Source organism: Halioglobus maricola (assembly GCF_009388985.1).
In the GTDB taxonomy this organism is placed as follows: Bacteria; Pseudomonadota; Gammaproteobacteria; order Pseudomonadales; family Halieaceae; genus Halioglobus; species Halioglobus maricola.
Window position 1 is genome coordinate 855139 of record NZ_CP036422.1, and the last position, 22362, is coordinate 877500.

Annotated in this window: 20 protein-coding genes (1 of these 20 only partly in view); 10 read left to right on the forward strand and 10 right to left on the reverse strand. The window is 58.0% G+C overall.

Annotation, left to right across the window (positions count from 1 at the left end; translation table 11 throughout):
* Positions 1–3: 3 nt before the first annotated feature.
* Together EY643_RS19645 and EY643_RS19650 are read right to left on the reverse strand one after the other, a co-directional pair.
* On the reverse strand, positions 4–1389 hold the full coding sequence (locus EY643_RS19645; RefSeq protein ID WP_205743140.1) for a sigma-54-dependent transcriptional regulator: 1386 nt from the start codon (positions 1387–1389) through the stop codon (positions 4–6).
* Entirely contained in the window at positions 1390–3009 is a 1620-nt protein-coding gene (locus EY643_RS19650; protein ID WP_240732814.1) for a sensor histidine kinase, read from the reverse strand.
* A 135-nt stretch (positions 3010–3144) separates the two neighbouring features.
* Here EY643_RS19650 and EY643_RS03820 point away from each other — a divergent pair, with 135 nt between their 5' ends.
* On the forward strand, positions 3145–4776 hold the full coding sequence (locus EY643_RS03820) for an NAD+ synthase (RefSeq protein ID WP_152660945.1): 1632 nt from the start codon (positions 3145–3147) through the stop codon (positions 4774–4776).
* Here EY643_RS03820 and EY643_RS03825 read toward each other — a convergent pair.
* The gene (locus EY643_RS03825) at positions 4773–5639 is read right to left on the reverse strand and encodes an outer membrane protein assembly factor BamD (protein ID WP_240732883.1); all 867 of its coding nucleotides are present in this window, start codon (positions 5637–5639) and stop codon (positions 4773–4775) included. The two genes, EY643_RS03820 and EY643_RS03825, sit on opposite strands and share 4 nt — an antisense overlap.
* 101 nt (positions 5640–5740) lie before the next feature.
* Between EY643_RS03825 and rluD the strand changes: the two genes are divergently transcribed.
* From rluD to clpB, 3 genes are all read left to right on the forward strand, one after another.
* Positions 5741–6721: a 23S rRNA pseudouridine(1911/1915/1917) synthase RluD gene (gene rluD, locus EY643_RS03830; RefSeq protein WP_205743141.1), complete on the forward strand. Its 981-nt coding sequence runs from the start codon at positions 5741–5743 to the stop codon at positions 6719–6721.
* The gene (gene pgeF / locus EY643_RS03835) at positions 6702–7439 is read left to right on the forward strand and encodes a peptidoglycan editing factor PgeF (RefSeq protein WP_205743142.1); all 738 of its coding nucleotides are present in this window, start codon (positions 6702–6704) and stop codon (positions 7437–7439) included. The genes rluD and pgeF overlap by 20 nt, the downstream gene beginning before the upstream one ends.
* A 95-nt stretch (positions 7440–7534) precedes the next feature.
* Positions 7535–10105 (forward strand): ATP-dependent chaperone ClpB, encoded by a 2571-nt coding sequence (gene clpB / locus EY643_RS03840; protein ID WP_152660948.1) that lies wholly within the window; start codon positions 7535–7537, stop codon positions 10103–10105.
* A 40-nt stretch (positions 10106–10145) separates the two neighbouring features.
* Here clpB and EY643_RS03845 read toward each other — a convergent pair whose 3' ends face one another.
* Positions 10146–10601, reverse strand: coding sequence for a DUF4124 domain-containing protein (locus EY643_RS03845; RefSeq protein WP_205743143.1), 456 nt, complete (start codon positions 10599–10601; stop codon positions 10146–10148).
* Between the two features lie 508 nt (positions 10602–11109).
* Here EY643_RS03845 and EY643_RS03850 point away from each other — a divergent pair.
* Complete coding sequence (locus tag EY643_RS03850) at positions 11110–12855, forward strand: acetolactate synthase 3 large subunit (protein WP_152660950.1); 1746 nt, start codon at positions 11110–11112, stop codon at positions 12853–12855.
* A gap of 2 nt (positions 12856–12857) precedes the next feature.
* Positions 12858–13349 carry an acetolactate synthase small subunit gene (gene ilvN, locus EY643_RS03855; RefSeq protein WP_152660951.1) on the forward strand — a complete coding sequence of 164 codons (492 nt, stop codon included), beginning with the start codon at positions 12858–12860 and terminating at the stop codon, positions 13347–13349.
* On the opposite strand, the gene EY643_RS03860 is transcribed toward ilvN, so the two are convergent.
* On the reverse strand, positions 13339–14142 hold the full coding sequence (locus tag EY643_RS03860; RefSeq protein ID WP_170287272.1) for a sterol desaturase family protein: 804 nt from the start codon (positions 14140–14142) through the stop codon (positions 13339–13341). The two genes, ilvN and EY643_RS03860, sit on opposite strands and share 11 nt — an antisense overlap.
* 61 nt (positions 14143–14203) lie before the next feature.
* Positions 14204–15676, reverse strand: coding sequence for a ketol-acid reductoisomerase (ilvC, locus tag EY643_RS03865; RefSeq protein ID WP_152660953.1), 1473 nt, complete (start codon positions 15674–15676; stop codon positions 14204–14206).
* Positions 15677–15824: 148 nt separating this feature from the next.
* Here ilvC and ilvY point away from each other — a divergent pair, with 148 nt between their 5' ends.
* Together ilvY and pssA are read left to right on the forward strand one after the other, a co-directional pair.
* Complete coding sequence (gene ilvY / locus EY643_RS03870) at positions 15825–16730, forward strand: HTH-type transcriptional activator IlvY (protein WP_152660954.1); 906 nt, start codon at positions 15825–15827, stop codon at positions 16728–16730.
* A 68-nt stretch (positions 16731–16798) separates the two neighbouring features.
* Positions 16799–17644, forward strand: a complete 846-nt coding sequence (gene pssA / locus EY643_RS03875; protein WP_152660955.1) for a CDP-diacylglycerol--serine O-phosphatidyltransferase — start codon at positions 16799–16801, stop codon at positions 17642–17644.
* Between the two features lie 110 nt (positions 17645–17754).
* Here pssA and EY643_RS03880 read toward each other — a convergent pair whose 3' ends face one another.
* A complete protein-coding gene (locus EY643_RS03880; RefSeq protein WP_152660956.1) occupies positions 17755–18363 on the reverse strand; it encodes a hypothetical protein in 609 nt (202 codons plus the stop codon).
* Positions 18364–18450: 87 nt separating this feature from the next.
* A complete protein-coding gene (locus EY643_RS03885; RefSeq protein WP_152660957.1) occupies positions 18451–19035 on the reverse strand; it encodes a midcut-by-XrtH protein in 585 nt (194 codons plus the stop codon).
* A gap of 200 nt (positions 19036–19235) precedes the next feature.
* Here EY643_RS03885 and msrP point away from each other — a divergent pair, with 200 nt between their 5' ends.
* The gene (msrP, locus tag EY643_RS03890) at positions 19236–20219 is read left to right on the forward strand and encodes a protein-methionine-sulfoxide reductase catalytic subunit MsrP (protein ID WP_152660958.1); all 984 of its coding nucleotides are present in this window, start codon (positions 19236–19238) and stop codon (positions 20217–20219) included.
* Between the two features lie 149 nt (positions 20220–20368).
* Here the strand turns inward: msrP and EY643_RS03895 are convergent, their stop codons facing one another.
* Both EY643_RS03895 and EY643_RS03900 read right to left on the reverse strand, forming a co-directional pair.
* Entirely contained in the window at positions 20369–21004 is a 636-nt protein-coding gene (locus tag EY643_RS03895) for a hypothetical protein (protein WP_152660959.1), read from the reverse strand.
* 60 nt (positions 21005–21064) lie between these two features.
* Entirely contained in the window at positions 21065–21655 is a 591-nt protein-coding gene (locus tag EY643_RS03900) for a hypothetical protein (RefSeq protein WP_152660960.1), read from the reverse strand.
* 220 nt (positions 21656–21875) lie between these two features.
* On the opposite strand from EY643_RS03900, the gene EY643_RS03905 reads away from it, so the two are divergent.
* Positions 21876–22362, forward strand: the 5' portion of a protein-coding gene (locus EY643_RS03905) for a protein-methionine-sulfoxide reductase heme-binding subunit MsrQ (RefSeq protein ID WP_240732815.1). Its footprint extends 110 nt past the window's final position; 487 of the gene's 597 nt are visible here — the first part of the coding sequence; it begins with the start codon at positions 21876–21878; the stop codon falls past the right edge of the window.

Below are 22362 nucleotides of genomic sequence, written 5' to 3' on the forward strand. Positions count from 1 at the left end.
TGTCTAGTCGTCGAGGCCAAGTTTTTTCAAGCGATAGCGTAAAGAGCGGAAGCTAATGCCTAGTTGCTTCGCCGCTGCGGTCCTGTTCCAGCGGTTTTGCTCCAGGGTCGAGGTGAGCACCTTGCGCTCAATGTCTTCGAGGAATCCTTCCAGATCGCCGTCGGCGTCACGCAGGTTCCACACTTCGCTGCCAGGAGCATCTGTTTTCCGGGTACGTGTGGTGGGGTTACGTGGTGATGGGGAATTACTTGGGAACTGCAGGTCTTCATCAGTGATCTGCGAGCCGTCGGAGAGAGCGAACGCGCGCTCCAGCACATTTTCCAGCTCGCGCACGTTACCCGGGAAATCATAGCCAGACAGCGCGTCCAGCGCACTTGCATCGAGCGTGGCCCTGGTGGAACCCTCCTCATTGGAAATGCGGCTGAGGATGTTTTCAGCCAGCGCAGGTAGGTCCTCTCTGCGTTCACGCAGGCTAGGTACCTGCACATCGATCACATTGATGCGGTAGTAGAGATCGTTGCGAAAACGACCGGCTTCCACTTCGGCCGCCAGATCTTTATGGGTGGCGCTGAGTAGGCGGACATCCGTGGCTTGCTCCGCGCTGGCACCGACCGGGCGTACGGATTTCTCCTGGATGGCGCGCAAAAGTTTTACCTGCATGCCCAGCGGCAGGTCAGCCACCTCATCGAGGAACAGCGTCCCCCCGGCTGCGGCCTGGAACAGGCCGGGCTTGTCAGCGTTGGCGCCAGTGAAACTACCTTTGATATGACCGAATAGCTCGCTCTCCATCAGGTCCGGCGGGATGGCACCGCAGTTGACGGCGACAAAGTTGCCCGCAGCGCGGGGGCCATTGTTGTGGATCAGGCGTGCGACCACTTCCTTACCACTGCCAGACTCACCGCGAATATGCACTGGGGCCTGGCTGCGGGCCAGCTTGATGATCTGTTGGCGGAGAGTCTCTACCGCAGGGGCAGAGCCAATCAAGTCGTGATCTACCGCGGTGTCGACGTCGGTGGTGTCGCCCGGTAGTTGTAATGCGCTGTGTACCAGCTTGCGCAGGGTGTCGAGTTCGATAGGTTTTGAAATGAAATCGAAGGCCCCGGCCTTGAGGGCTGAGATAGCCGTTTCTACGCTGCCATGTGCCGTGATCATCGCCACCGGTACCTGGGGAAAATCTTGCTGGATATATTCCACCAGGCTGATGCCGTTACCATCGGGCAGCTTCATGTCAGTGAGGCAGAGGTCGGGTTCGATTTCCTTGAAGCGTGCCCGGGCCTCCCCCAGCGTGGCTGCACTGTAGGTTTCCAACCCCATCCTGCTGAGGGTAATGTCGAGCAACTCCCGGATATCCGGCTCGTCGTCGACGATAAGAACGCTTTGCGCTGCCATTTATCGTGCTCGCTGACTGAGAGAAATGCGAAAACAGCTCTCACCCTTTGGTGTGGGGCGATAGTTAAGGTTCGCATTATTGATTTCACACAATTCTTTGCACAGGTACAAGCCCATGCCACTGCCTTCTGTCACCGTCGTAAAGAAGGGTTCGAAGAGTTTTGCCTGATCAGCAGCGGGCACGCCCGCGCCGCTGTCAATAATTTTGATGATGCACAGGTGGTTGATGAAATCTACTTCGACTTCCACTCGGGCAGATTCCTTACCTGTGGCGAGTTTGCTATGACGCAAGGCATTGTCGAGCAGGTTGCCAAGCACCCGGCGAAGATTTTCCGGGTCAAACTCGATGAGCATGTCCTTGTACTGGCAGTCGACCGTGATGTCTGCCGGCCGGTTAAGGATCTTCAAGTACTCACGCACAAACTCGGTAATCCATTCCTCTAGAGCGAGATATTCCGGTTTGGGTGGCGCTCGCCGGGAGATCTGCATCACGCTCTCCACGATCTCGTTCACACGCTCGCAATGGTGCTGCACGATGTCCGCCAACCGCTGGTCGGCAGAGGACAGGTCGGGTGATTCCTGCATCAGCTGTGCTGCGTGGCTGATGGCCCCCAACGGGTTGCGAATCTCGTGAGCGATACTTGCAGTCAGTCGGCCCAGGGAGGTCAATTTGAGTGACTGGGCGTACTGTGTGACGGGCGAATAATCTTCCACAAACACGAGCGCTTCACCGTGGTTGCTGGATTGCAGGTCGCGGAAATGGGCGATAACGGGAGAGGACTCGCGAGAGGGGTTGAATGGTTGGGCGCGATGCAGACCGGTATTGCGCCAGCGTTCGAACTGGATCGCCAGTTCATCGCAGTAATCAGCCAACTGCCTGCCCTGTTCCAGCACCATGGGCCGCTCGGGCACGAGCAGGCTGGAGGCCGACTTGTTCATCACTCTTACGATTCCGCGCTCATCTACCAGCAATATCCCGGTTTCCATATGCTGCACGATTTGCTCGTTCAGCCGCTGCAGGTCGTAGAGATCGCTGGCCCGGTTGCGCGCCAGTTCTTCCGCTCGGCCAAGGCGTTGGGCCACCGCCTGTACCATCAACGATACGAAGAAGATCAGTGCCCCGATAATACCGGCGGGGAACATCGCGTTTATGTCGAGTTCGCCCTTGAAGGTGAGCCAGGCCGTGTCGATTAGCAGGGCCAACACACTGAGCGCCGCGATCAGGGTTGCCAGCGTGCGATTGCTGATCAGGACTGCGCTGGCAGCGACGGTAATGACCAACAAGACGGGCAGGCCACTGGCAATGCCGCCGGAGAAGTCCGCCAGCAGCGTAATAGCAATGATATCGAGTATGAAAACGGCCAGCATGACGCGCTGATTCAGGCGGCGAGAGAAGAAGCCAGCGAGGGGAATACTGGTGGAAAGGTGAATCAGGGCCACGATGGCGTAGAGCGCCGGGTTCAGTGAGCCGACCAGTTGGCGGGTATTGGGGCTGATCAGCATGATCAGCAGCAGCACAGAGAGCAGTGACCGATAGCCAATGTAAATCCGGAACAGGGCCAGGTTCTGCTGCGAGGGTGCGCCGGTTGCGGGTTTGGTGAGAATAGCGGGCTGGTTCACGCTGAGGCCGGGGCGTCCGTTGACTGGATTGCCATAGTGTATCAGGCATTCTTGATCTTGGGGCTGGCTTAAGGCGCCAGTTTCTCGGAAAATAGCGCCCCGTTTGTAGCGACAGTGCAGCGAGACAGCTCTCTCATGACAACTCTGAACATCTTGATGGCCCAGATGAACACCCTCGTTGGTGATTTTGACGGTAATACAGACCGTGTGATCGATACCGTGAAGCGGGCAGAGCAAGATCACGCCGCGCCGGTGGTCGTTTTCCCGGAATTGACTCTTAGCGGCTATCCCCCTGAGGACCTGCTCCTGCGTCCCAGTGTCGAGTTGCGGGTCAACCAGTCGCTGGACAAGATCTGCGCCGCACTCACCTCAGATGCTTATGCCGTGATTGGCTACCCACGCAGAGAGGACGGAACGCTGTACAACGCTGCCGGTGTTATCCACCGGGGTGAGATCATTGCCGAGTATCGCAAGCAGTGCCTGCCCAACTACCAGGTCTTTGATGAGAAGCGCTACTTTGAGGCCGGCGACGAGCCTTGTGTGGTGGATATTCAGGGTGTGCCTGTCGGCATTACTATCTGCGAGGATATCTGGGAGGAGGCACCCACACTGGATGCAGCTGAGGCGGGTGCCGCACTGCTGCTGAACCTGAATTCATCACCCTATCACCGCGGCAAGCGCTCTGAACGCTGGGATTTAGTCGCTGAGCGTGCGCGCGCCGCTGGCTTCCCCATCGTCTATGTCAATCAGGTGGGTGGCCAGGACGAATTGGTGTTCGACGGCGGGTCCTTCGCAGTCGATGCCGAGGGTGAGCTGGTCGCAGCCGCGCCCAACTTCGAGGAGGGGGAATACTGGCTGCACTACGACGCGGAAAGCAAGTCAGCGCCCTTCAGCGGTCTCAAGGTATTTGATCCACTGGATGAAATGGACGCCACCTGGCGCGCGCTGGTGCTGGGCGTGCGCGACTATGTGAACAAGAACGGTTTCAAGGGCGTAGTGTTGGGCCTCTCCGGGGGTATCGACTCCGCACTCACCCTGGCCGTGGCTGTGGAGGCGCTGGGACCAGAACGGGTCGAAGCAGTGATGATGCCATTTCGCTATACCTCCCAGATGAGCGTGGAGGATGCCGCTGAGCAATCACGCCTGCTGGGCGTAAGCCACAAGGTGATTTCCATCGAGCCCATTTATGAATCGTTTATGGCGGCGCTGAAGGAAGAATTTGCGGGTACCGAGGTGGATACTACCGAGGAAAATCTTCAGGCCCGTTGTCGCGGTGTTTTACTGATGTCTATTTCCAACAAGAAGGGTTATCTCGTGCTTACCACTGGCAACAAGAGCGAGATGGCGGTGGGTTATTCCACCCTGTATGGCGACATGGCCGGCGGCTTTGATGCGCTCAAGGATGTACCCAAGACGCTCGTATTTGATTTGTGTCGCTATCGCAATACCCTGGGCCCCTGTATTCCCCAGCGGGTGATTGACCGGCCGCCCTCAGCAGAACTGGCCCCGGACCAGAAGGATGAGGATTCCCTGCCTCCCTACGACGTGCTGGACCAGATTCTTGAAATGTATGTGGAACAGGATATGTCGGCAGAAGCGATCATCGCTGCTGGCATGGACCGCGATCAGGTTCAGCGCGTACTGCGCCTGGTAGATGTCAATGAATACAAGCGCCGTCAGGCGCCAATTGGCGTGCGGATCACCCGCCGCGGATTTGGCCGCGACCGGCGCTACCCGATCACGTCTGGCTGGAGAATCGGGGACTAGCCGTCGCGAGAATCAAACTGCGGTGGTGTGGGCGGGAAGAACAGGCCGAAGGTCGCCTTGTTGATCCAGTTGCGCTGTAGCCCATCGAGCGTGTAGACGCTCTTGAATTCACCCTGGTCGTCGATGTTGGGGTGCTCGGGGTAGTTCATGGCCAGCACTTCGATAGTGTCACGGGCCAGGTCGTCCATACCCATCAGAATATAGCCTTGCGCCATCACTGCCAGGCCGTCGGCGACGGCCGGCGTGCGCTGGAAGTTCTCGACTACATAGCGGCCGCGATTGGCCGCTGCCAGATATGCGCCGCGGCGGAAGTAGTAGTTTGCAACAATAATTTCATGCCGCGCCAGCAGGTTGCGCAGGTGCACCATGCGGGCCTTGGCATCCGCGGAATATGGGCTGTCGGGGTAGCGTGAGACCAATTGCGCGAATTCTGCAAAGGCCTCTTTCGCCGAGGTCATGTCCCGCTCTGCCTCATCGGTGGGCAGGAACCGGGCCAGCAGGTCGTCGTTGGACGAATAGGCGGCCAGGCCTTTCATGTAATAGGCATAGTCTACGTTGGGATGCTGCGGGTGCAGGCGGATAAAGCGATCAGCTGCCTCTACCGCGGCTTCGTGCTCAAACCCTTGATAGTGGGCGTAGATTATCTCCAGCTGTGCCTGCTCTGCGTAACGGCCGAAAGGGTAGCGAGACTCCAGGGTCTGCAGGCCTCGCACAGCCAGATCCCAGTTGCTGGCGCGCAGGTAGCGCTGGGCCTGGTCGTAGATTTGCTGTTCGCCGGTATCGGCGGCGATTTCGGGTGTTTCGTCGTTGCCTGCACAGCCTATGATCGCGAGGCTGAGCAGCAGGACCAGAGCGTATTTCAAAGATGTCACCGGTGCTAATTTCCTTCGGCGTGCTACCATGCACGCCTTTGTCGAGGCGGCTATTTAAACACAGCCCGATAGACGCATAAACAGGAAAAATGATGAGCGAGAGGATTCAGATTTCGGCGCAGGTGCCGGCGGAGATGGACGGCGACAGGCTGGACCAGGTTGCCGCGCGTCTGTTCCCGGATTATTCCCGCTCACGCCTGCAGGGCTGGATCAAAAAAGGCGAGCTATTGGTCGATGGCGGCCAGTTGCGGCCGCGGGACAAGGTAGAGGAGGGCATGGAGCTCGCCATCGATACCGAACCCGAGGAAGTGGTGGGCTGGAAAGCGCAGGACATAGCGCTGGATATCCTGCATGAGGACGAGCACATTATTGTCCTCAACAAGCCGGCCGGCCTCGTTGTGCACCCCGGCGCCGGGCATGCGGAGGGGACTCTGGTGAATGCATTACTGGCTCACGCCCCGGAAATGGCACAACTGCCGCGAGGGGGAATCGTCCACCGTCTGGACATGGAGACCTCGGGCATTATGGTGGCGGCCAAGAGCATTCTTGCCCACGGCGACCTGGTAGCCCAGTTGCAGGAGCGCACCGTAAAACGGGAGTACAGCGCAGTGTGCATCGGTGTGATGACAGGAGGTGGCACGGTAAATGAGCCTATCGGTCGTCACCCCAAGCAGCGTAAAAAGATGGCCGTGCTTGCAGCGGGCGGCAAGCCCGCGATCACCCACTACCGGGTGGCGAAGCGCTTCGGCCACCACACGTCTATCGCGGTGAACCTCGAAACTGGCCGCACCCACCAGATCCGGGTCCATATGGCGCACCGCCATTATCCACTGGTGGGCGATCCCACCTACGGTGGCCGGCCTCGCATTCCCAAAGGTGCTTCTGAAGAATTGGTACAGGCCCTGCGGGGCTTTCCGCGACAGGCGTTGCATGCCCGGGCGCTGGGCCTGTTCCATCCGGAAACCGGTGAAGAAGTGAATTTTGACTGCCCGCTGCCAGAAGACATGAAAGGCCTTCTCGCCACGCTGGAGCGTGAAGACCCGGTGGTTGCCGGTGACGACACCTTATATTGAACCCGCCTGGCCCGCTCCGGCGACGGTACGGGCTGTCTCAACGCTCCGCACTGGCGGCGCCAGTGTTGCCCCCTATGCCAGTTTCAATCTGGGCGATCACGTTGGCGACGACCCAGCGGTGGTTGCCACCAATCGAGCCGCCCTGGCTGCCGAGAGTGGCGCTGGTGCAATTCAGTGGCTGCAACAGGTCCACGGGACTGAGGTATTGGCAGCCACAGGCGACATGACGCCGGAAGCCGACGCCAGCTGGACCGCACAGCCGGACCTCGCCTGTTCGGTGATGACGGCAGATTGCCTGCCTGTACTTTTCTGTGATCGCGCCGGCACGACTGTCGCTGCGGCCCACGCGGGTTGGCGCGGGCTGTGCTCCGGGGTGCTGGAAGCCACTGTCGCAGCAATGGGGCGAGATCCTGCGGAACTGTTGGCCTGGCTGGGGCCAGCGATTGGTCCGGAAACCTTTGAAGTCGGGCCTGAGGTCCGTGCGGCTTTTCTGGAGAGGGACCGGGAGGCTGAACCCTGTTTCAAGCCGAGTCGTGGCCGCTCGGGAGCCTATTTGGCGGACCTGTATGCACTAGCTCGCCGTCGCCTGAATCATGCGGGGGTCACCGGCATATACGGCGGTGATTTTTGTACGTATACGGAGGGCGATCGCTTTTTTTCCTACCGCCGAGACGGCCAGACGGGCCGTATGGCCAGCCTGATTTGGCTCAATCCCTGAATATCCCCCCTTGAAGTCGGGCTATTTGGCCCAATATAACCCCCCAAGAGACACGTTTATCCTGGGGAGGCCCTCAGGGAAGGAGATTGCATACAATGCGCATGGACAAATTGACAAACCAGCTGCAATCCGCTCTGGCGGATGCGCAGTCGCTGGCCCTGGGAAAGGACCATAACTTTATCGAACCCGTTCACCTGCTGAGCGCTCTGCTGGAGCAGAGCGGTGGTTCGGCGCGGCCGTTGCTGCAAAAAGCGGGGGCGAATCTGGTGACACTGCGGGCCGAGGTACACGCCGCGGTTGACGCATTGCCGACCGTCAGTGGTGCTGGTGGCGAGGTGCATGTGTCTCAGGATCTGGGCCGCATTCTCAATGTGACAGACAAGCTCGCACAACAGGGCGGCGACGCCTATATCTCCAGCGAGCTGGTACTGCTGGCCCTGCTGGAAGGTAAAAATCAGGCTGGAGTGCTACTGAAGCAGGCGGGGGTGACCCCCGCATCCCTGAAAGCCGCCATTGATGAAGTGCGCGGCGGTGAGGCAGTGAGCAACCCTGAAGCAGAGGAGGCCCGCCAGGCTCTCGACAAGTTTACGATCGACCTCACCGAGCGTGCCGAATTGGGCAAGCTGGATCCGGTGATTGGCCGGGACGACGAGATTCGTCGCACCATTCAGGTGTTGCAGCGCCGCACCAAGAATAACCCAGTGCTGATCGGTGAGCCCGGCGTGGGTAAAACAGCGATCATCGAGGGTCTCGCCCAGCGCGTCATCAATGGAGAGGTGCCCGAGGGGCTTAAGGACAAGCGCATTCTGTCGCTGGATCTGGGCGCGCTCCTTGCCGGTGCCAAGTTCCGCGGGGAGTTCGAGGAGCGCCTGAAAGCTGTGCTGAATGAGCTCTCGAAGCAGGAGGGCCGCATCATTCTGTTTGTGGATGAGTTGCACACCATGGTCGGCGCCGGCAAGGCAGAGGGCTCCATGGACGCGGGCAATATGCTCAAGCCAGCACTGGCCCGGGGTGAATTGCACTGCGTGGGCGCCACGACGCTGGACGAATACCGCCAGTATGTGGAGAAAGATGCCGCGCTGGAGCGCCGTTTCCAGAAGGTGCTGGTCGACGAGCCCAGCGAGGAAGACACCATCGCCATTCTGCGAGGCCTGAAAGAGCGCTATGAGGTGCACCACGGTGTGGACATCACAGACAGTGCAATCATCGCAGCTGCGAAGCTTTCTCAGCGCTATATCACTGATCGCCAATTGCCGGACAAGGCCATCGACCTCGTGGATGAGGCTGCCAGCCGCATCCGTATGGAGATCGACTCCAAACCTGAGTCGATGGACCGCCTGGAGCGCCGCCTGATTCAGCTCAAGATCGAGCGGGAAGCAGTGGCCAAAGATGAATCCGCCACGGCTCAGGTTGAGCATCTCGATGAACAGATCGAGTTGGTGGCGCGCGAGTTTTCCGATCTGGAAGAAGTCTGGAAAGCTGAGAAGGCCTCCCTGCAGGGCAGCGCCCAGATCAAATCTGATCTCGAACAGGTGAAGCTTGAGTTGGAAGCGGCCCGCCGCGCCGGTGATCTCACCCGTATGTCGGAGCTGCAGTATGGCCAGTTGCCCGAGCTGGAAAAGCAGCTTGAGCAAGCCAATCAAGCGGAGACAGTGGAGCGCACCCTGCTGCGTAACAAGGTCACCGAGGAAGAGGTTGCTGAAGTGGTTTCCCGCTGGACCGGGATTCCCATCTCCAAGATGTTGGAGGGCGATCGCGAGAAGTTGTTGCGTATGGAGGCTTCGCTGCACGATCGTGTTGTGGGTCAGGATGAGGCCGTCGTGGCGGTGTCCAACGCCGTGCGCCGTTCACGTGCCGGGCTTTCGGACCCCAACCGGCCGAATGGTTCGTTCTTGTTCCTCGGCCCAACCGGCGTGGGCAAGACCGAATTGTGCAAGGCGTTGGCGGAATTCCTGTTCGACTCTGAGCAGGCGATGGTCCGCATCGATATGTCCGAGTTTATGGAGAAGCACTCGGTGGCCCGCCTGATTGGTGCGCCCCCGGGCTACGTGGGATACGAGGAAGGCGGTTACCTGACCGAAGCAGTGCGCCGCCGGCCGTATTCCCTGTTGCTGCTGGATGAAGTGGAGAAGGCTCACCCGGACGTTTTCAATATCCTGTTGCAGGTGTTGGAAGATGGCCGCCTGACCGATGGTCAGGGACGTACCGTGGACTTCCGCAATACGGTCATCGTGATGACGTCCAACCTGGGATCTGAATTTATCCAGGAGATGGCGGGTGATGAAAACTACGATGCGATCAAGGCAGCGGTAATGGGAGCTGTGGGCAACCACTTCCGCCCGGAGTTTATCAACCGCGTCGATGAATCGGTGGTCTTCCATCCCTTGCAGCAAAGCCAGATTCGCGGCATTGCTGATATCCAGTTGCGCGGCCTTAAAGCGCGCCTGGCGGAAAGGGAGCTGTCACTGGAGCTATCCGAGGCGTTCATGGAGCATCTGGTAGTGGCTGGTTTTGACCCGGTTTACGGCGCGCGTCCGCTCAAACGGGCGATCCAGCAGGAGCTGGAGAATCCGCTGGCGCAGAAGATACTCGCGGCGGAATTTGCACCCGGTCAGACCATCAGTGTTGACCTCGACGACGAGCAGGCGGTATTTACCGCGGCATAAAAAAAGGCCCCGAAAGGGGCCTTTTTTTCAGAACCGAAAGTTACTCGCAGTTCTGTTCGATCACGGCCTTGGCGCGGGCTATCTGGTCCGCCTTTTCTTCTTCGCTCAGGTAGTGGAATTCACCTTTGTCATTGCGCAGGCGTATCCGGCCGCCGTCCTGCAGCGTAGAGAGGTTTTGCTGCGCTCTGGCGCACAGCTCAGGGCTCTTGTTCGGTTTGACTTCCTCTTTGGGGAAAGTCTCGAACTCGTTGCCGGGCTCGGGGCTGGTGTCCAGCGGTACCGCACCTTCGTCGCCTTCTACCCGGCGAATGTCGTAGGACTTGGTGGATACCACCTCGTATTCAGTGCCTTTGGGTGGCGGCCGGTCGCTGTGATAGGAGTTGCCCTCATCATCTTTCCAGCGATAGTAGGTCTGACCCGCGGACACGGCGAGGCTGCCCGCGAGCAGGCCGATGGCGGTGGCGAAAATAACGGCTTTTTGAGTGGCTGACTTCACGGGGCCTCCCTGGCACCTGATTACATATAAGCAACATAGCCAAAATCCTCGGTGTCGGCAATCCCGCATTATTCACAGAACAAATACCATCCATCGCTGCGTGCGGTTGACTTTGCGCCGTGTTCTGCCAAGATTGCCCCGTCTTATGAATGGCAACGGCTAACGGCGAGTACCCTCGTCCACTGGTCCACTGGCGTGATCCGATTATTCACCCCAGCTGTTTGTGAGTCCCGTATTCAGGCCCGGCACTACTTGCCGGAACTGAGGGCCAGACACTGCGCTACCCCGCAGGGCGACCGATACACGGGCTTCGTGATCGATAATCCCTGGAGGAGTGCCTCTTCTTGGGGTGGTTTGAAGGGTTGCGAAGTGTATCGAGCTGTTAAAGGGGGTGGCGTGGAAAGCCGAATACCGGTCCCAGGTATTCGATCTGCAAACACCACACAAACTAAAGCAATGCATCGGCGAGGGTTACGCGTCGGGCATAGTTTATTTTTGGAGATTTGCTGTGGAACTCTTATCCGGCGGTGAAATGATTGTCCGCGCACTGGAAGACGAAAACGTTGAGTACGTTTTCGGTTATCCGGGTGGCGCGGTGCTGCACATCTACGATGCCATGTTCAAAGAGAACAAGGTGCCTCATGTATTGGTTCGGCACGAACAGGCGGCCACCCACGCGGCGGATGCCTACGCCCGCGCTACCGGCAAGCCCGGTGTGGTGCTGGTGACGTCCGGCCCGGGCGCGACCAACGCGATTACCGGTATCGCTACTGCCTACATGGATTCCATTCCCCTGGTCGTACTGTCCGGTCAGGTGCAGAGCCACCTGATCGGTGAAGACGCGTTCCAGGAAACTGACATGGTCGGTATCTCGCGCCCGATCGTGAAGCACAGCTTCATGGTCAAGAAGGCGGAAGACATCCCCGGCATGATCAAGAAAGCTTTCCACATCGCTGCGACCGGCCGGCCGGGCCCGGTTGTGATCGACATCCCCAAGGATGTGACGCGGCCGGACGAGAAGTTCGAGTATCACTATCCGGAAGACGTGAAGATGCGCTCCTATGCGCCGGCCCAGCGTGGCCACACTGGCCAGATCAAGAAGGCCGTTCGCCTGCTGCTCGGTGCAAAACGCCCCGTCATCTATGCTGGCGGTGGCGTCGTGCAGGGAGAGGGCAGTGATTTGCTCACGACCCTGGCACAGAAGCTCAACTATCCGGTCACCAATACCCTGATGGGGCTTGGAGCCTACCCAGGCTCCGATCGACAGTTCCTTGGCATGTTGGGCATGCACGGACTCTACGAAGCGAATATGGCGATGCATCACTCAGATGTGATTCTCGCTGTCGGCGCACGCTTTGACGATCGCGTGACCAATACCGTGTCTAAATTTTGCCCCGGCGCGAAAATAATTCACATCGATGTCGACCCCACGTCGATCTCCAAAACAGTGCAGGCGGATATCCCGATAGTGGGTCCGGTCCAGTCGGTGCTCACCGAGATTCTTACCCAGATCGATCAGGCCCAGGAAAAAGATTCTGACCTGCCAGACACCGACGCCCTGGCGCGCTGGTGGCAACAGATCGACGAGTGGCGCGCCTCACATGGCCTGCTGACCGGGCGGCGCTATCGCGAGAGCGATATGATCATGCCTCAACAGGTTATTGAGAGCCTGTATCACGCGACCGATGGCGATGCCTACGTCACCTCTGATGTGGGTCAGCACCAGATGTTCGCCGCCCAGTACTATCGCTTTGACAAACCGCGCCGCTGGATCAACTCCGGCGGACTGGGCACCATGGGTTTCGGTCTGCCTGCGGCGATCGGTGTGAAGCTGGCGTTCCCTGATGCTGACGTGGCCTGCGTGACCGGGGAGGGCAGTATCCAGATGAATATCCAGGAGCTGTCGACGGCCACTCACTACAACACACCGGTGAAGATCATCAATTTGCGGAACAACTACCTCGGGATGGTGAAGCAGTGGCAGGACATGCAGTACGAGAGCCGCTACTCGGAGGTCACCTACGCCGATTCACTGCCGGACTTCGTCAAACTGATGGAGTCCTATGGCCATGTTGGTATCCAGGTGAACAAGCTGGACGATCTGGACGACGCGATGAAGGAGACTTTCGCGCTGAAGGATCGTACCGTATTCCTCGATGTGCTCATCGATCGGATGGAGCATGTGTACCCGATGCACATCGCGCCTGAGGGATCAATGAAGGACATGTGGCTTTCCAAGAACGAGAGGACCTGATCATGCGACGCATCTTATCTATGCTCATGGAAAACGAGCCCGGTGCACTGTCCCGTGTGGTCGGCCTGTTCTCCCAACGCGGTTACAACATCGAAACGCTGAATGTAGCGCCCACGCACGACGTGACTCTATCGCGTCTTACCCTGACGACTCTGGGCGATGACCTGCACATTGAACAGGTGACCAAGCAACTCAATAAGCTGGTCGATGTGGTGAAGGTTGTGGACCTGACGGAAGGTGCTCACGTGGAGCGTGACCTTATGTTGATCAAGGTGCGAGCTATCGGCGCCGCCCGCGACGAGGTCAAGCGAACCACGGACATCTTCCGTGGCCAGATCGTCGACGTGGGCCCGAATGTGTATACCATTCAGCTGGTGGGTACGTCTGACAAGCTGGATTCATTCGTTGCCGCAATGATCGACGTGGACATTCTCGAAGTGGTGCGTTCTGGCGTTGCAGGTATTGCCCGCGGCGAGAAAGTGCTCAGTCTGTAGAAATATGCAGCGGCGCCAGTAGCATTTTGTCCAGGCGCGCATCTCGGGCCTCACGCATATACTCGAGGCCCAATTTCATTTCCTCTTGCTCTTCGGCCGGCCGGAACCTGGCGGTGCCGAAGAGGTAATCAAACCAGGGCACGACTGTGCCGAAATTGCTGTTGGTGTACTTCATCTCAGAGCAGTGGTGTACCCTGTGAAAATCCGGCGTGAGAATCACACGACGCAGTATTTTTTCCGCGGCTGCCGGAAGGCGCGCGTTGCTATGGCTGAACACCTGGGCAGTAATGCTGAGAAGGTGAACTGGTAGCGCAACCTCTATGGGGGCGCCGAGTACCAGAGAGAGCGGCGCCAGAACAGGCAGGAATACCAATGGCTCTAGTGGATGATGGCGGAAGCTGGTCGTGACGTCGAAGTCGGTGTCCGTGTGGTGTATGGCGTGCAGCCGCCAGAGCGGTTTCACATGGTGAAATGCGCGGTGAATCCAGTAGTTCAAGAATTCCAGGGCCGTTAACAGGATCAGGCCACTGAGGAGCGGTCCTACATTCAATTTCGCAAGCAGGCCCACATTGTGCAGGTGGCTCCAGCCGGCAAGCCAGGTCACGAACAGTGTCGACAGCATCAGATTGATGTACCAGGTGAGCCCGCTCAGGCCAAGGTTGTTGACCCAGCGCCAGCCCGTATTGCTGACCGGGGTCCGACGCGGAGCGAATGTCTCCCACAGAATGCACAGGGTGAAGACGGCAGCAGTGGCAATGTAGGCGATCTGGCTGTTGGGGTCAGTGGGTATCATGTGTCTATGGTACATAAAAAAAGGGGCCTCTCGGCCCCTTTTTCAATAAAGCTCGAGGTGCTTAGACAATGCGTTTCATAGCCGTCATGTAACCGCGCAGCTCGCCGCCGATAACTTCAACGGGGTGCGAGCGAATCGCACTGTTCACCGCGATCAACTCGGCGTTGTCTACGCCATTCTCGCCAGCCATGCCTTTCCCGATCACATCGGTGTCGATCTTGGTCATGAAGTCTGCCAGCAGCGGACGGCAGGCGTGGTCAAACAGGTAGCATCCATATTCCGCCGTATCGGAGATTACAACATTCATCTCGTACAGTTTCTTGCGCGCAATGGTGTTGGCGATCAGCGGTGTCTCGTGCAGGGACTCGTAGTAGGCCGATTCCGCCTTGATGCCCGCCTGGACCATGACCTCGTAGGCCAGCTCAACGCCCGCTTTACACATGGCGATGAGCAGGATGCCGTGGTCGTAGTATTCCTGCTCGGGAATGTCCTGGCTGGTGTTTTCCTGCTTTTCGAAGGCGGTGTCCTGAGTCGCGGCGCGCCAGCCCAGCAGGTTGACATCGTCGTTGGCCCAGTCGGTCATCATGGTGCTGGAGAATTCGCCGGACATGATGTCGTCCTGGTGCTTCTCATACAGTGGCCGCATGATGTCTTTCAGTTCTTCTGCCAGGTGGAAGCAGCGGATCTTCGCTGGGTTGGACAGGCGGTCCATCATATTGGTGATGCCGCCATGCTTGAGGCCTTCAGTTACTGTTTCCCAGCCGTACTGGATCAGCTTGGACGCGTAGCCAGGGTCGATACCCTTTTCAACCATCTTGTCGAAGGACAGGATTGCACCCGTCTGCAGCATGCCGCAGAGAATGGTCTGTTCGCCCATCAGGTCAGATTTAACTTCTGCAATTGGAGAAGACTCCAGTACCCCGGCGCGGTCGCCGCCGGTGCCGGAAGCCAGCGCCTTGGCGATGTCCATGCCTTCACCTTTGGGGTCGTTTTCACGATGTACGGCGATCAGGGTGGGAACACCAAACCCGCGCTTGTACTCTTCACGCACTTCGGTGCCGGGGCACTTGGGGCACATCATGACAACGGTCAGGTCCTTGCGGATCTGCATGCCTTCCTCAACAAGGTTGAAACCGTGGGCGTAGTCGAGGCAGGCGCCTTCTTTCATCAAAGGCATGACTGCGGTTACGACGGCAGTGTGCTGCTTGTCCGGGGTGAGGTTCATCACCACGTCGGCTGTGGGAATCAATTCCTCGTAGGTGCCAACGGTAAAGCCGTTCTCGGTAGCGTTCTTCCAGGATTGGCGTTGTTCCACGATGGCGCTTTCACGCAGTGTGTAGGAAACGTCAAGGCCGGAGTCTCTCAGGTTGAGGCCCTGGTTGAGGCCCTGGGCGCCACAACCGACGATGACGATTTTCTTGCCTTTGAGGTAGTCGCAGCCATTGGCGAATTCGCTGCGGTCCATAAAGCGGCATTTACCCAGTTCTTCCAGTTGCAGGCGCAGTGGCAGGGTGTTGAAATAGTTTTGTCCCATGGGGGATTCCTCTCTAAAGGTGGGCGCGGCCGGAGCCGCGTTGATCTCGACTAAATGTGATGGCAAGCATACGCGTGACAATTACTTGCGTAAAACGCTATATAGGTAATACTCTGTTGCGTTAAACGCAATACAAGAGAAATGGACGATGGATACGCGTGCCCTTGCGGTTTTCCTCGCCGTGGCAGAGACCCTGAATTTTAGTCGCACTGCGGAAAAGCTCCATATGAGTGTTTCGGCAGTCAGTCGCGCAATCACGCGCCTGGAAGAGGAGGTGGGTCAGCCTCTGCTCGAGAGAGACCGCCGGAGTGTGCAACTGACGCCAGCGGGCCGCGAGTTCAGGGACTTTGCGCGACGCTCGCTGTTAGATTGGCAACAGCTAAGGCGCAAATTGGGTAGTGAGGGTGAGTTGGCAGGTGAAGTGAGTCTCTATTGCTCCGTTACCGCCAGCCACACTTTGCTCGCGCCCATACTGGCCGCGTTTCGCCGTCAGTTTTCCGCTGTGGACATCATGATGCATACGGGCGATCAGGCCGATGGCGTTAGTCGCGTGCTCTCTGGCCAGGACGATGTGGCAGTGACGATCCGGCCCCTCCAGCTGCCCAACCGGCTTGAGTTCCTTCCATTGCTGGAGTCGCCACTGCAATTCTTTATGCCCGCCGCGCCCTGCCAGGTTCGCGATCGTGTACTGCAGGAGCACGCCGCTGACCGTTTCGACTGGGAGACTATCCCGCTCATTGTGCCTGAGCGCGGTACGACCAAGGAGCTGTTGGATGACTGGTTCCGGGAGCAAGGCATTCGTCCCAGAATCTACGCCCAGGTGGCTGGCCACGAGGCAATTGTTGCCATGGTGAGCCTCGGTCTGGGGGTGGGTATAGCGCCACAACTCGTCATCGAATCCAGCGGCTTGCGCAGTGATGTGGAGACTGTGCCAGTGGCGGCGGGGTTGCCTGGGCTATCTATCGGTCTGGCCGCGTTGCGCCAGCGCCTGGCGAGCCCGCTGGTGAGCGCGTTGTGGGATGTGGCCGGGCAGACCTACCCTGCCTCTGGGTGATATAATTTCTGACTAGCCCGAAGGGTACGGCCTGAGCCGTGTCCAACCCACGCACCCGGAACGAACCCATGAGCGAACACCAAGAGCAGCCCGAATCAAAGCCGGAACAGGAGGGTTCTTCGCCCGTCACTGCGGCGCTTGATAGCCTCGTTGACGAGCACGAGGAAGAGGTCTCCGAGAACGGCCAGCCGGTGCGGCGCCAGGGTATTTACCTGCTGCCCAACCTGTTTACCACCGGCGCCCTGTTCGCGGGGTTCTATGCGGTGATTGCTGCCATGCGTGGCGATTTCGACAGTGCCCCCATCGCCATCCTGGCCGCGCTGGTGCTGGATGGGTTGGATGGGCGAATCGCACGGATGACGAACACCCAGAGTAAGTTTGGCGCAGAGTACGACAGCTTGTCAGACATGGTGTCGTTTGGGGTGGCCCCGGCTCTCGTTATGTTTAGTTTTGCCCTGGGGGACTTGGGCAAGCTCGGCTGGAGTGCAGCGTTTATCTATGTAGCTTGCGCCGCACTGCGTCTCGCTCGCTTCAATACCCAGGTAGACACCGCTGACAAAAACTTCTTTACCGGCCTGGCCAGCCCTTCAGCCGCATGTATTGTGGTGAGTGCAGTGTGGGTCTGCAATGACCTTGGTTTGAGTGGTACGGCGCTGACTCTGGAGATCGGAGTGGTATTGGCGCTACTAACCGCCGTGACCGGTCTGCTGATGATGGCGAATTTCCCCTACTATAGTTTCAAGGGCGTCGATGTTCAGGGGCGGGTGCCTTTTGTTGTGATGATCGCGGTCGTTCTGGTGTTCGGACTTGTGACGCTCGATCCGCCGCTTATTCTTCTACTGGGATTTGTGACGTACGCGGCTTCTGGCCCTGTGATGGCGGTGATGAATCGGGGTAAGAACAAAAAGCGCTGACGAGTCAGTCCGGCGGCTGATTGTTGGTTTAGCCCTCGACTGAGGGCTAAACCAACCGGGTTTGGGGACGGCCGTCCATTGTTCAAGTAAATCGACCGTATGAGGCGGTGTCAGGTTGGGGGGCAGAGAGCAGATGAAAATTCCTCGGTATAGAGGTCGGTGGTGCAGCTCTCGCCAGCTCCCAGAGTGGCGCCTGCTTCGCACGTTCCTTCATTACCGCCAAGAACGATCACTTCGAGGCATTCACTTCCAGCCTCAGTTTCTGTCTCGATCGAAATAATGTCCTGTGGGTCATCGCAATCGTTCACGATCTGGCCCGGTAGCAGCGCATCCACGCTGAGATCTGCGCCGCTGCAATCCGGTGCAAGCGGATAGTCGATGGTAACTGCGGCAATGGTGCGGTCTGCACCTATTCCGGTGATTACGAGTCCAGCGCCGAGCACGCAGATGCTCATGAGTTTCTGGGCGTTTTTGTTACTGCGCAGGAACCGCACGGCTATAGCCACCATCAGTAACCCGGCGACAACCAACAGTAAGCTGTCCATCACCGGGACGGGTACGGCGGGTGCCATCGCTCCGGCATCGGGAGCGGCTGGGGGCGCAGGAGTAGGAGCCATAGTCACGGTCATAATGGCACTACCTGGAACCGATCCATGACTGATGGCAGAGATTAGTGAGAGGGGGAGTGCCGACCATGCCGCCAGACGCTGAGTATTCATCTTGATTCCTTTCTTTGTTGTAATGCTGTCAATGCAGAAGAAATGACGTACCGGGGCGCGTTGCCCCGGTAGTCAGCAGGAGATTGGCTAGGCTTCGCAGCGATCATTTGGTTCGATGTAATCCGGAGTGCACATTTCACCGGTTTCGAGCGTAGTGCCGATCGTGCAGTCACCCTCGACGAGTATGTCGCACTCTCCCACGAATACGTCATCTTTGTCAGTCACTTCGTAGGTTTCGTCGCAGGAGTTCTTGACGGGCGGCATCTCCCGGTTCCCCGGGTCGTAGCCGATTATCGCAGTCGAACCACAGTCTGGGTCCTCAATCAGCAACTCAGCGATTATGGCCTCTGCGTTCCGCGCGCCAAAGGTACCCAGAGCCAGGCCACCGCAGAGCAGTGCTACACCGAGTATTTTCTCTCCCGCCTCTGATTTCCGCAGAATGCGTACGGCGATAGCTGCCAGAAACAGACCCAGTACGACCATCATCAGGTCGTTGAGCAGGGGTACCGGCACCGCGGGTGATATTGCGTCAGCATCCGGCGCCGCTGGGGGCGGCAGGACAACAGGTGCAAATGTGATGGAGGTGGTTGCTGTTCCTGCCTGAGCGGCGCTGGTCAGCAGCAAAAACAGGCTGGCCATCGCCAGTCTGAATTGAAGGGCATATTTTTTCACGGGTGACTCCTTTCATCGTCCGTTGGTTATTCTTTGATCAGGCTAGCTCTGCCTGGTGCTCATTTCAAATTTTTTCTGGTCGAAATTTGGGCAATATTGCCATCGGGGTGTGCCGCTACGCGTATACCGAACAGGAGCTTGGGAACCATTCTGCCACTGTAGGCTCTTATTTAGTAACCGTTCATGGAGTTGTCCTCGAGATGAAAAGATTTAACGCGCCGCACATCCCCTCTTCGGAGATCACGCCCGAGTCGATCTATGTGCGTCGCCGGCAATTTATGAAAGCCGCCGGTTTACTCGGTGGAGCGGCGGCCACCAGCCTTGCTTTTGACGCGAGTGCAGCAGTCAAGACGGGGGGTAAGCCGCTGCAGTTTACGCCCGCGAGCCCGGGCGCGAATGGCTTCCACACCAGCGAGGACCAGACGCCATTCTCGGATGCCAGCCAGTATTGCAACTTCTATGAGTTTGGCACCGGTAAGAGCGATCCAGCTGACTATGCCCATGAAATGCGCACAGAGCCATGGACCATCGAGATAGCTGGCGAAGTTGCCAGACCGGGAAAATTGAACCTGGAAGACGTGCTCGCGAAGTTCCCGCTTGAAGAGAGAATTTACAGATTGCGTTGTGTTGAAGCTTGGTCGATGGTGATCCCTTGGCTGGGTTTTCCTCTTGCAGCCCTGTTGCAGCATGTCGAGCCGACGTCAAAAGCTAAGTATGTCGCGTTCGAAACCTTGCATCGCCCCAAGGAAATGCGCGGAACCCGATCATTTGGCAGTACGATCGATTGGCCCTATCGCGAAGGCTTGCGTCTTGACGAGGCGATGAACCCACTGACGCTGATGGCGGTGGGCATGTACGGCAAGACACTGCCCAACCAGAATGGCGCGCCAATTCGCCTGGTGGTGCCCTGGAAGTACGGCTTCAAAAGCATTAAATCGGTGGTACGTATCCGCTTGACCGAGGAGCAGCCTCCGACATCATGGCAGGCCCAGAACCCCCGGGAATATGGCTTCTACTCTAATGTGAACCCTGAGGTGGACCACCCCAGATGGAGCCAGAAGCATGAGCGTCGCCTCCCATCCAGCATATTCAGCCCCAACCGAATCCCCACGGCCAAATTCAATGGCTATGGAGAGCAGGTGGCTCAGCTCTATCAGGGCATGGATCTGGCGAAGTATTACTAGGTGAGGCAGTAGAACTCACAGGCGAAGCTGGCAGTGATGAAAGGCTCTCCCTGGCGTTTGCTCACGTGTCGTCGTTACTCATTAACGAGACACAGTGGGCGGGCCCCCACATCCAAGTTCATGCACGTGGGGGTCGAGTGGTAGATGTGCTAATAGGGCACTTCGCCACAGTCTAATCCTGGTACAGACGTCGCCTCCTCGGTGTAGAGGTCCGCAGTACAGCTTGCGCCGGGCTCAAGCGTCAAGCCGCTCATGCAGGTGCCCTCGTTCTCGGGCGCGAGGACGACGACGTAACAGAGATCCCCACCTGGAGTGATGTCTGTTGCGATCGTGTCGATGTCTTGCGCCGTGTCACAGTCGTTGACTACCTGGCTCGGTTCGAGACCGTTGAGGACGATGTCCACCCCTTCGCAGTTGGGAGCGATGGGGAAGTCAGCGTACAGCGCAGCGACGGTGCGTTCTGCGCCCGCGCCGCCCAATACCAGGCCAGCGCCGAGTAGGGCAATGCTCATGATTTTCTGTGAGGCTTTGCTATGCCGCAGAAACCGTATCGCGACTACCATCAACAACAGGCCCACAGCCAGGAGCATTACACTGTCCATGACGGGCACCGGTACGGCAGGTGCCATCGCCCCCGCATCTGGTGCGGCAGGTGGTGCGGGAAGTGGCGTGGGAGCCAGAGTGATGGTGCTTACCACGGACGGAGGAAGCACCCCTGCATGACTTATAGAGGCGATGACTTGCAGTGGCAGTGCTGTGAGTAGGGCCAGGCGTTGAATGGTCATGTCGATTCTCTTGTTGGTTTTATTGAGTAAACAAAGCGTGCACGGACTATGTCAGAATTGTCAGCCGCATACGCCGGAATCTACCTCGTTGTAGGTGTCAGCCGTGCAGGTTTCGCTGGGCTCAAGTGTTAAGCCTTCAACACAGGTACCCTCAGCTACGACTTCGATAACCCTGCACTCGTCGTCGCTTTCAGTGATTACGGCGTTGATGGTTTCGATGTCTTGCGCCGTGTCACAGTCGTTGACTACCTGACTTGGTTCGAAACCATCAAGGACGATGTCCGCCCCTTCACAGTTGGGTGCGATAGGGACGTCGGTGTACAGCGCGGCGACGGTGCGGTCTGCGCCAACGCCGCCCAATAGCAGTCCGGTGCCGAGTAGGGCAATGCTCATGATTTTCTGTGTGGCCTTGCTGTTCCGCAGAAACCGTATCGCGACTACCATCAGCAACAGGCCGACAGCTACAAGCAATACACTGTCCATGACAGGCACTGGTACGGCAGGTGCCATCGCTCCAGCATCTGGTGCGGAGGGTGGCGTGGGGGTCGCGGTGATTGTGGTGGTCACTGCTCCAGCGAAACCGGCGTGACTGATTGTGGCCATGAGCTGTAGCGGCAAAACACTGAAGATAGCGAAGTGTCGAATATGCATTTTGATTCCCCTGTAATGCTTTTTAGTGCGGTGGAGTGTGCATCAGTAGCGTGGATAACGCCAGAGTCGTCTATCTATGCCAACTCATATTCTCTCAAGTTGATCCATGTTGGGATTCACCGCGGTCGGGTTTGGAACAGTCGTGCCCGCGCCAAGCAGGGAACCAAAGAGCGAAGTTTTGCTCATAACTGTATGGAAGCTATTAGTAAGGATTTACCCATTGAATAGAGCAATGTTGCCGGGAAGCTTGAAGCTATGTGTATTTGTTGCCTGTTTGTCACCTCTGCTATGGCTGGTCTACGCAGCTGTGCAGGGCGACCTGGGGCCGGACCCGGCTGAGGTCATTATTGCGGTTTCTGGTGAGTGGACTTTGCGCCTGCTGGGTCTGACCTTGCTGATGAGTCCGTTGCGTCAATGGTTGGGGCGGCCATGGCCGATTCGGATCCGCAGGATGCTCGGTCTTTTCACTTTCTTTTATGCCTGCCTGCATTTACTGACCTTCGCGCACTTCTTTCTCGGTTGGTCGCCAGCCATTCTCTGGGAGGAACTCATTGAGCGGCCGTATATCACGGTTGGCTTTGTCGGCTGGTTGCTAATGTTGCCCCTGGCAATCACTTCTACCCGCGGCTGGCAAAGAAGGCTGGGGCGCTCATGGCGGAGGCTGCATCAATTGGTGTATCCCGCCGCGGTGCTGGGTTGTATTCACT

What these genes read in the sequence shown, in the direction of transcription:
- EY643_RS19645 (WP_205743140.1), bottom strand. Translation starts at nt 1,389, where the DNA reads ATGGCAGCGCAAAGCGTTCTTATCGTCGACGACGAGCCGGATATCCGG.
- EY643_RS03860 (WP_170287272.1), bottom strand. Translation starts at nt 14,142, where the DNA reads ATGATACCCACTGACCCCAACAGCCAGATCGCCTACATTGCCACTGCT.
- ilvY (WP_152660954.1), top strand. Translation starts at nt 15,825, where the DNA reads ATGGATACGCGTGCCCTTGCGGTTTTCCTCGCCGTGGCAGAGACCCTG.
- EY643_RS03895 (WP_152660959.1), bottom strand. Translation starts at nt 21,004, where the DNA reads ATGACCATTCAACGCCTGGCCCTACTCACAGCACTGCCACTGCAAGTC.
- EY643_RS03880 (WP_152660956.1), bottom strand. Translation starts at nt 18,363, where the DNA reads ATGAATACTCAGCGTCTGGCGGCATGGTCGGCACTCCCCCTCTCACTA.
- EY643_RS03820 (WP_152660945.1), top strand. Translation starts at nt 3,145, where the DNA reads ATGACAACTCTGAACATCTTGATGGCCCAGATGAACACCCTCGTTGGT.
- ilvN (WP_152660951.1), top strand. Translation starts at nt 12,858, where the DNA reads ATGCGACGCATCTTATCTATGCTCATGGAAAACGAGCCCGGTGCACTG.
- EY643_RS03900 (WP_152660960.1), bottom strand. Translation starts at nt 21,655, where the DNA reads ATGCATATTCGACACTTCGCTATCTTCAGTGTTTTGCCGCTACAGCTC.
- ilvC (WP_152660953.1), bottom strand. Translation starts at nt 15,676, where the DNA reads ATGGGACAAAACTATTTCAACACCCTGCCACTGCGCCTGCAACTGGAA.
- rluD (WP_205743141.1), top strand. Translation starts at nt 5,741, where the DNA reads ATGAGCGAGAGGATTCAGATTTCGGCGCAGGTGCCGGCGGAGATGGAC.
- clpB (WP_152660948.1), top strand. Translation starts at nt 7,535, where the DNA reads ATGCGCATGGACAAATTGACAAACCAGCTGCAATCCGCTCTGGCGGAT.
- pssA (WP_152660955.1), top strand. Translation starts at nt 16,799, where the DNA reads ATGAGCGAACACCAAGAGCAGCCCGAATCAAAGCCGGAACAGGAGGGT.
- msrP (WP_152660958.1), top strand. Translation starts at nt 19,236, where the DNA reads ATGAAAAGATTTAACGCGCCGCACATCCCCTCTTCGGAGATCACGCCC.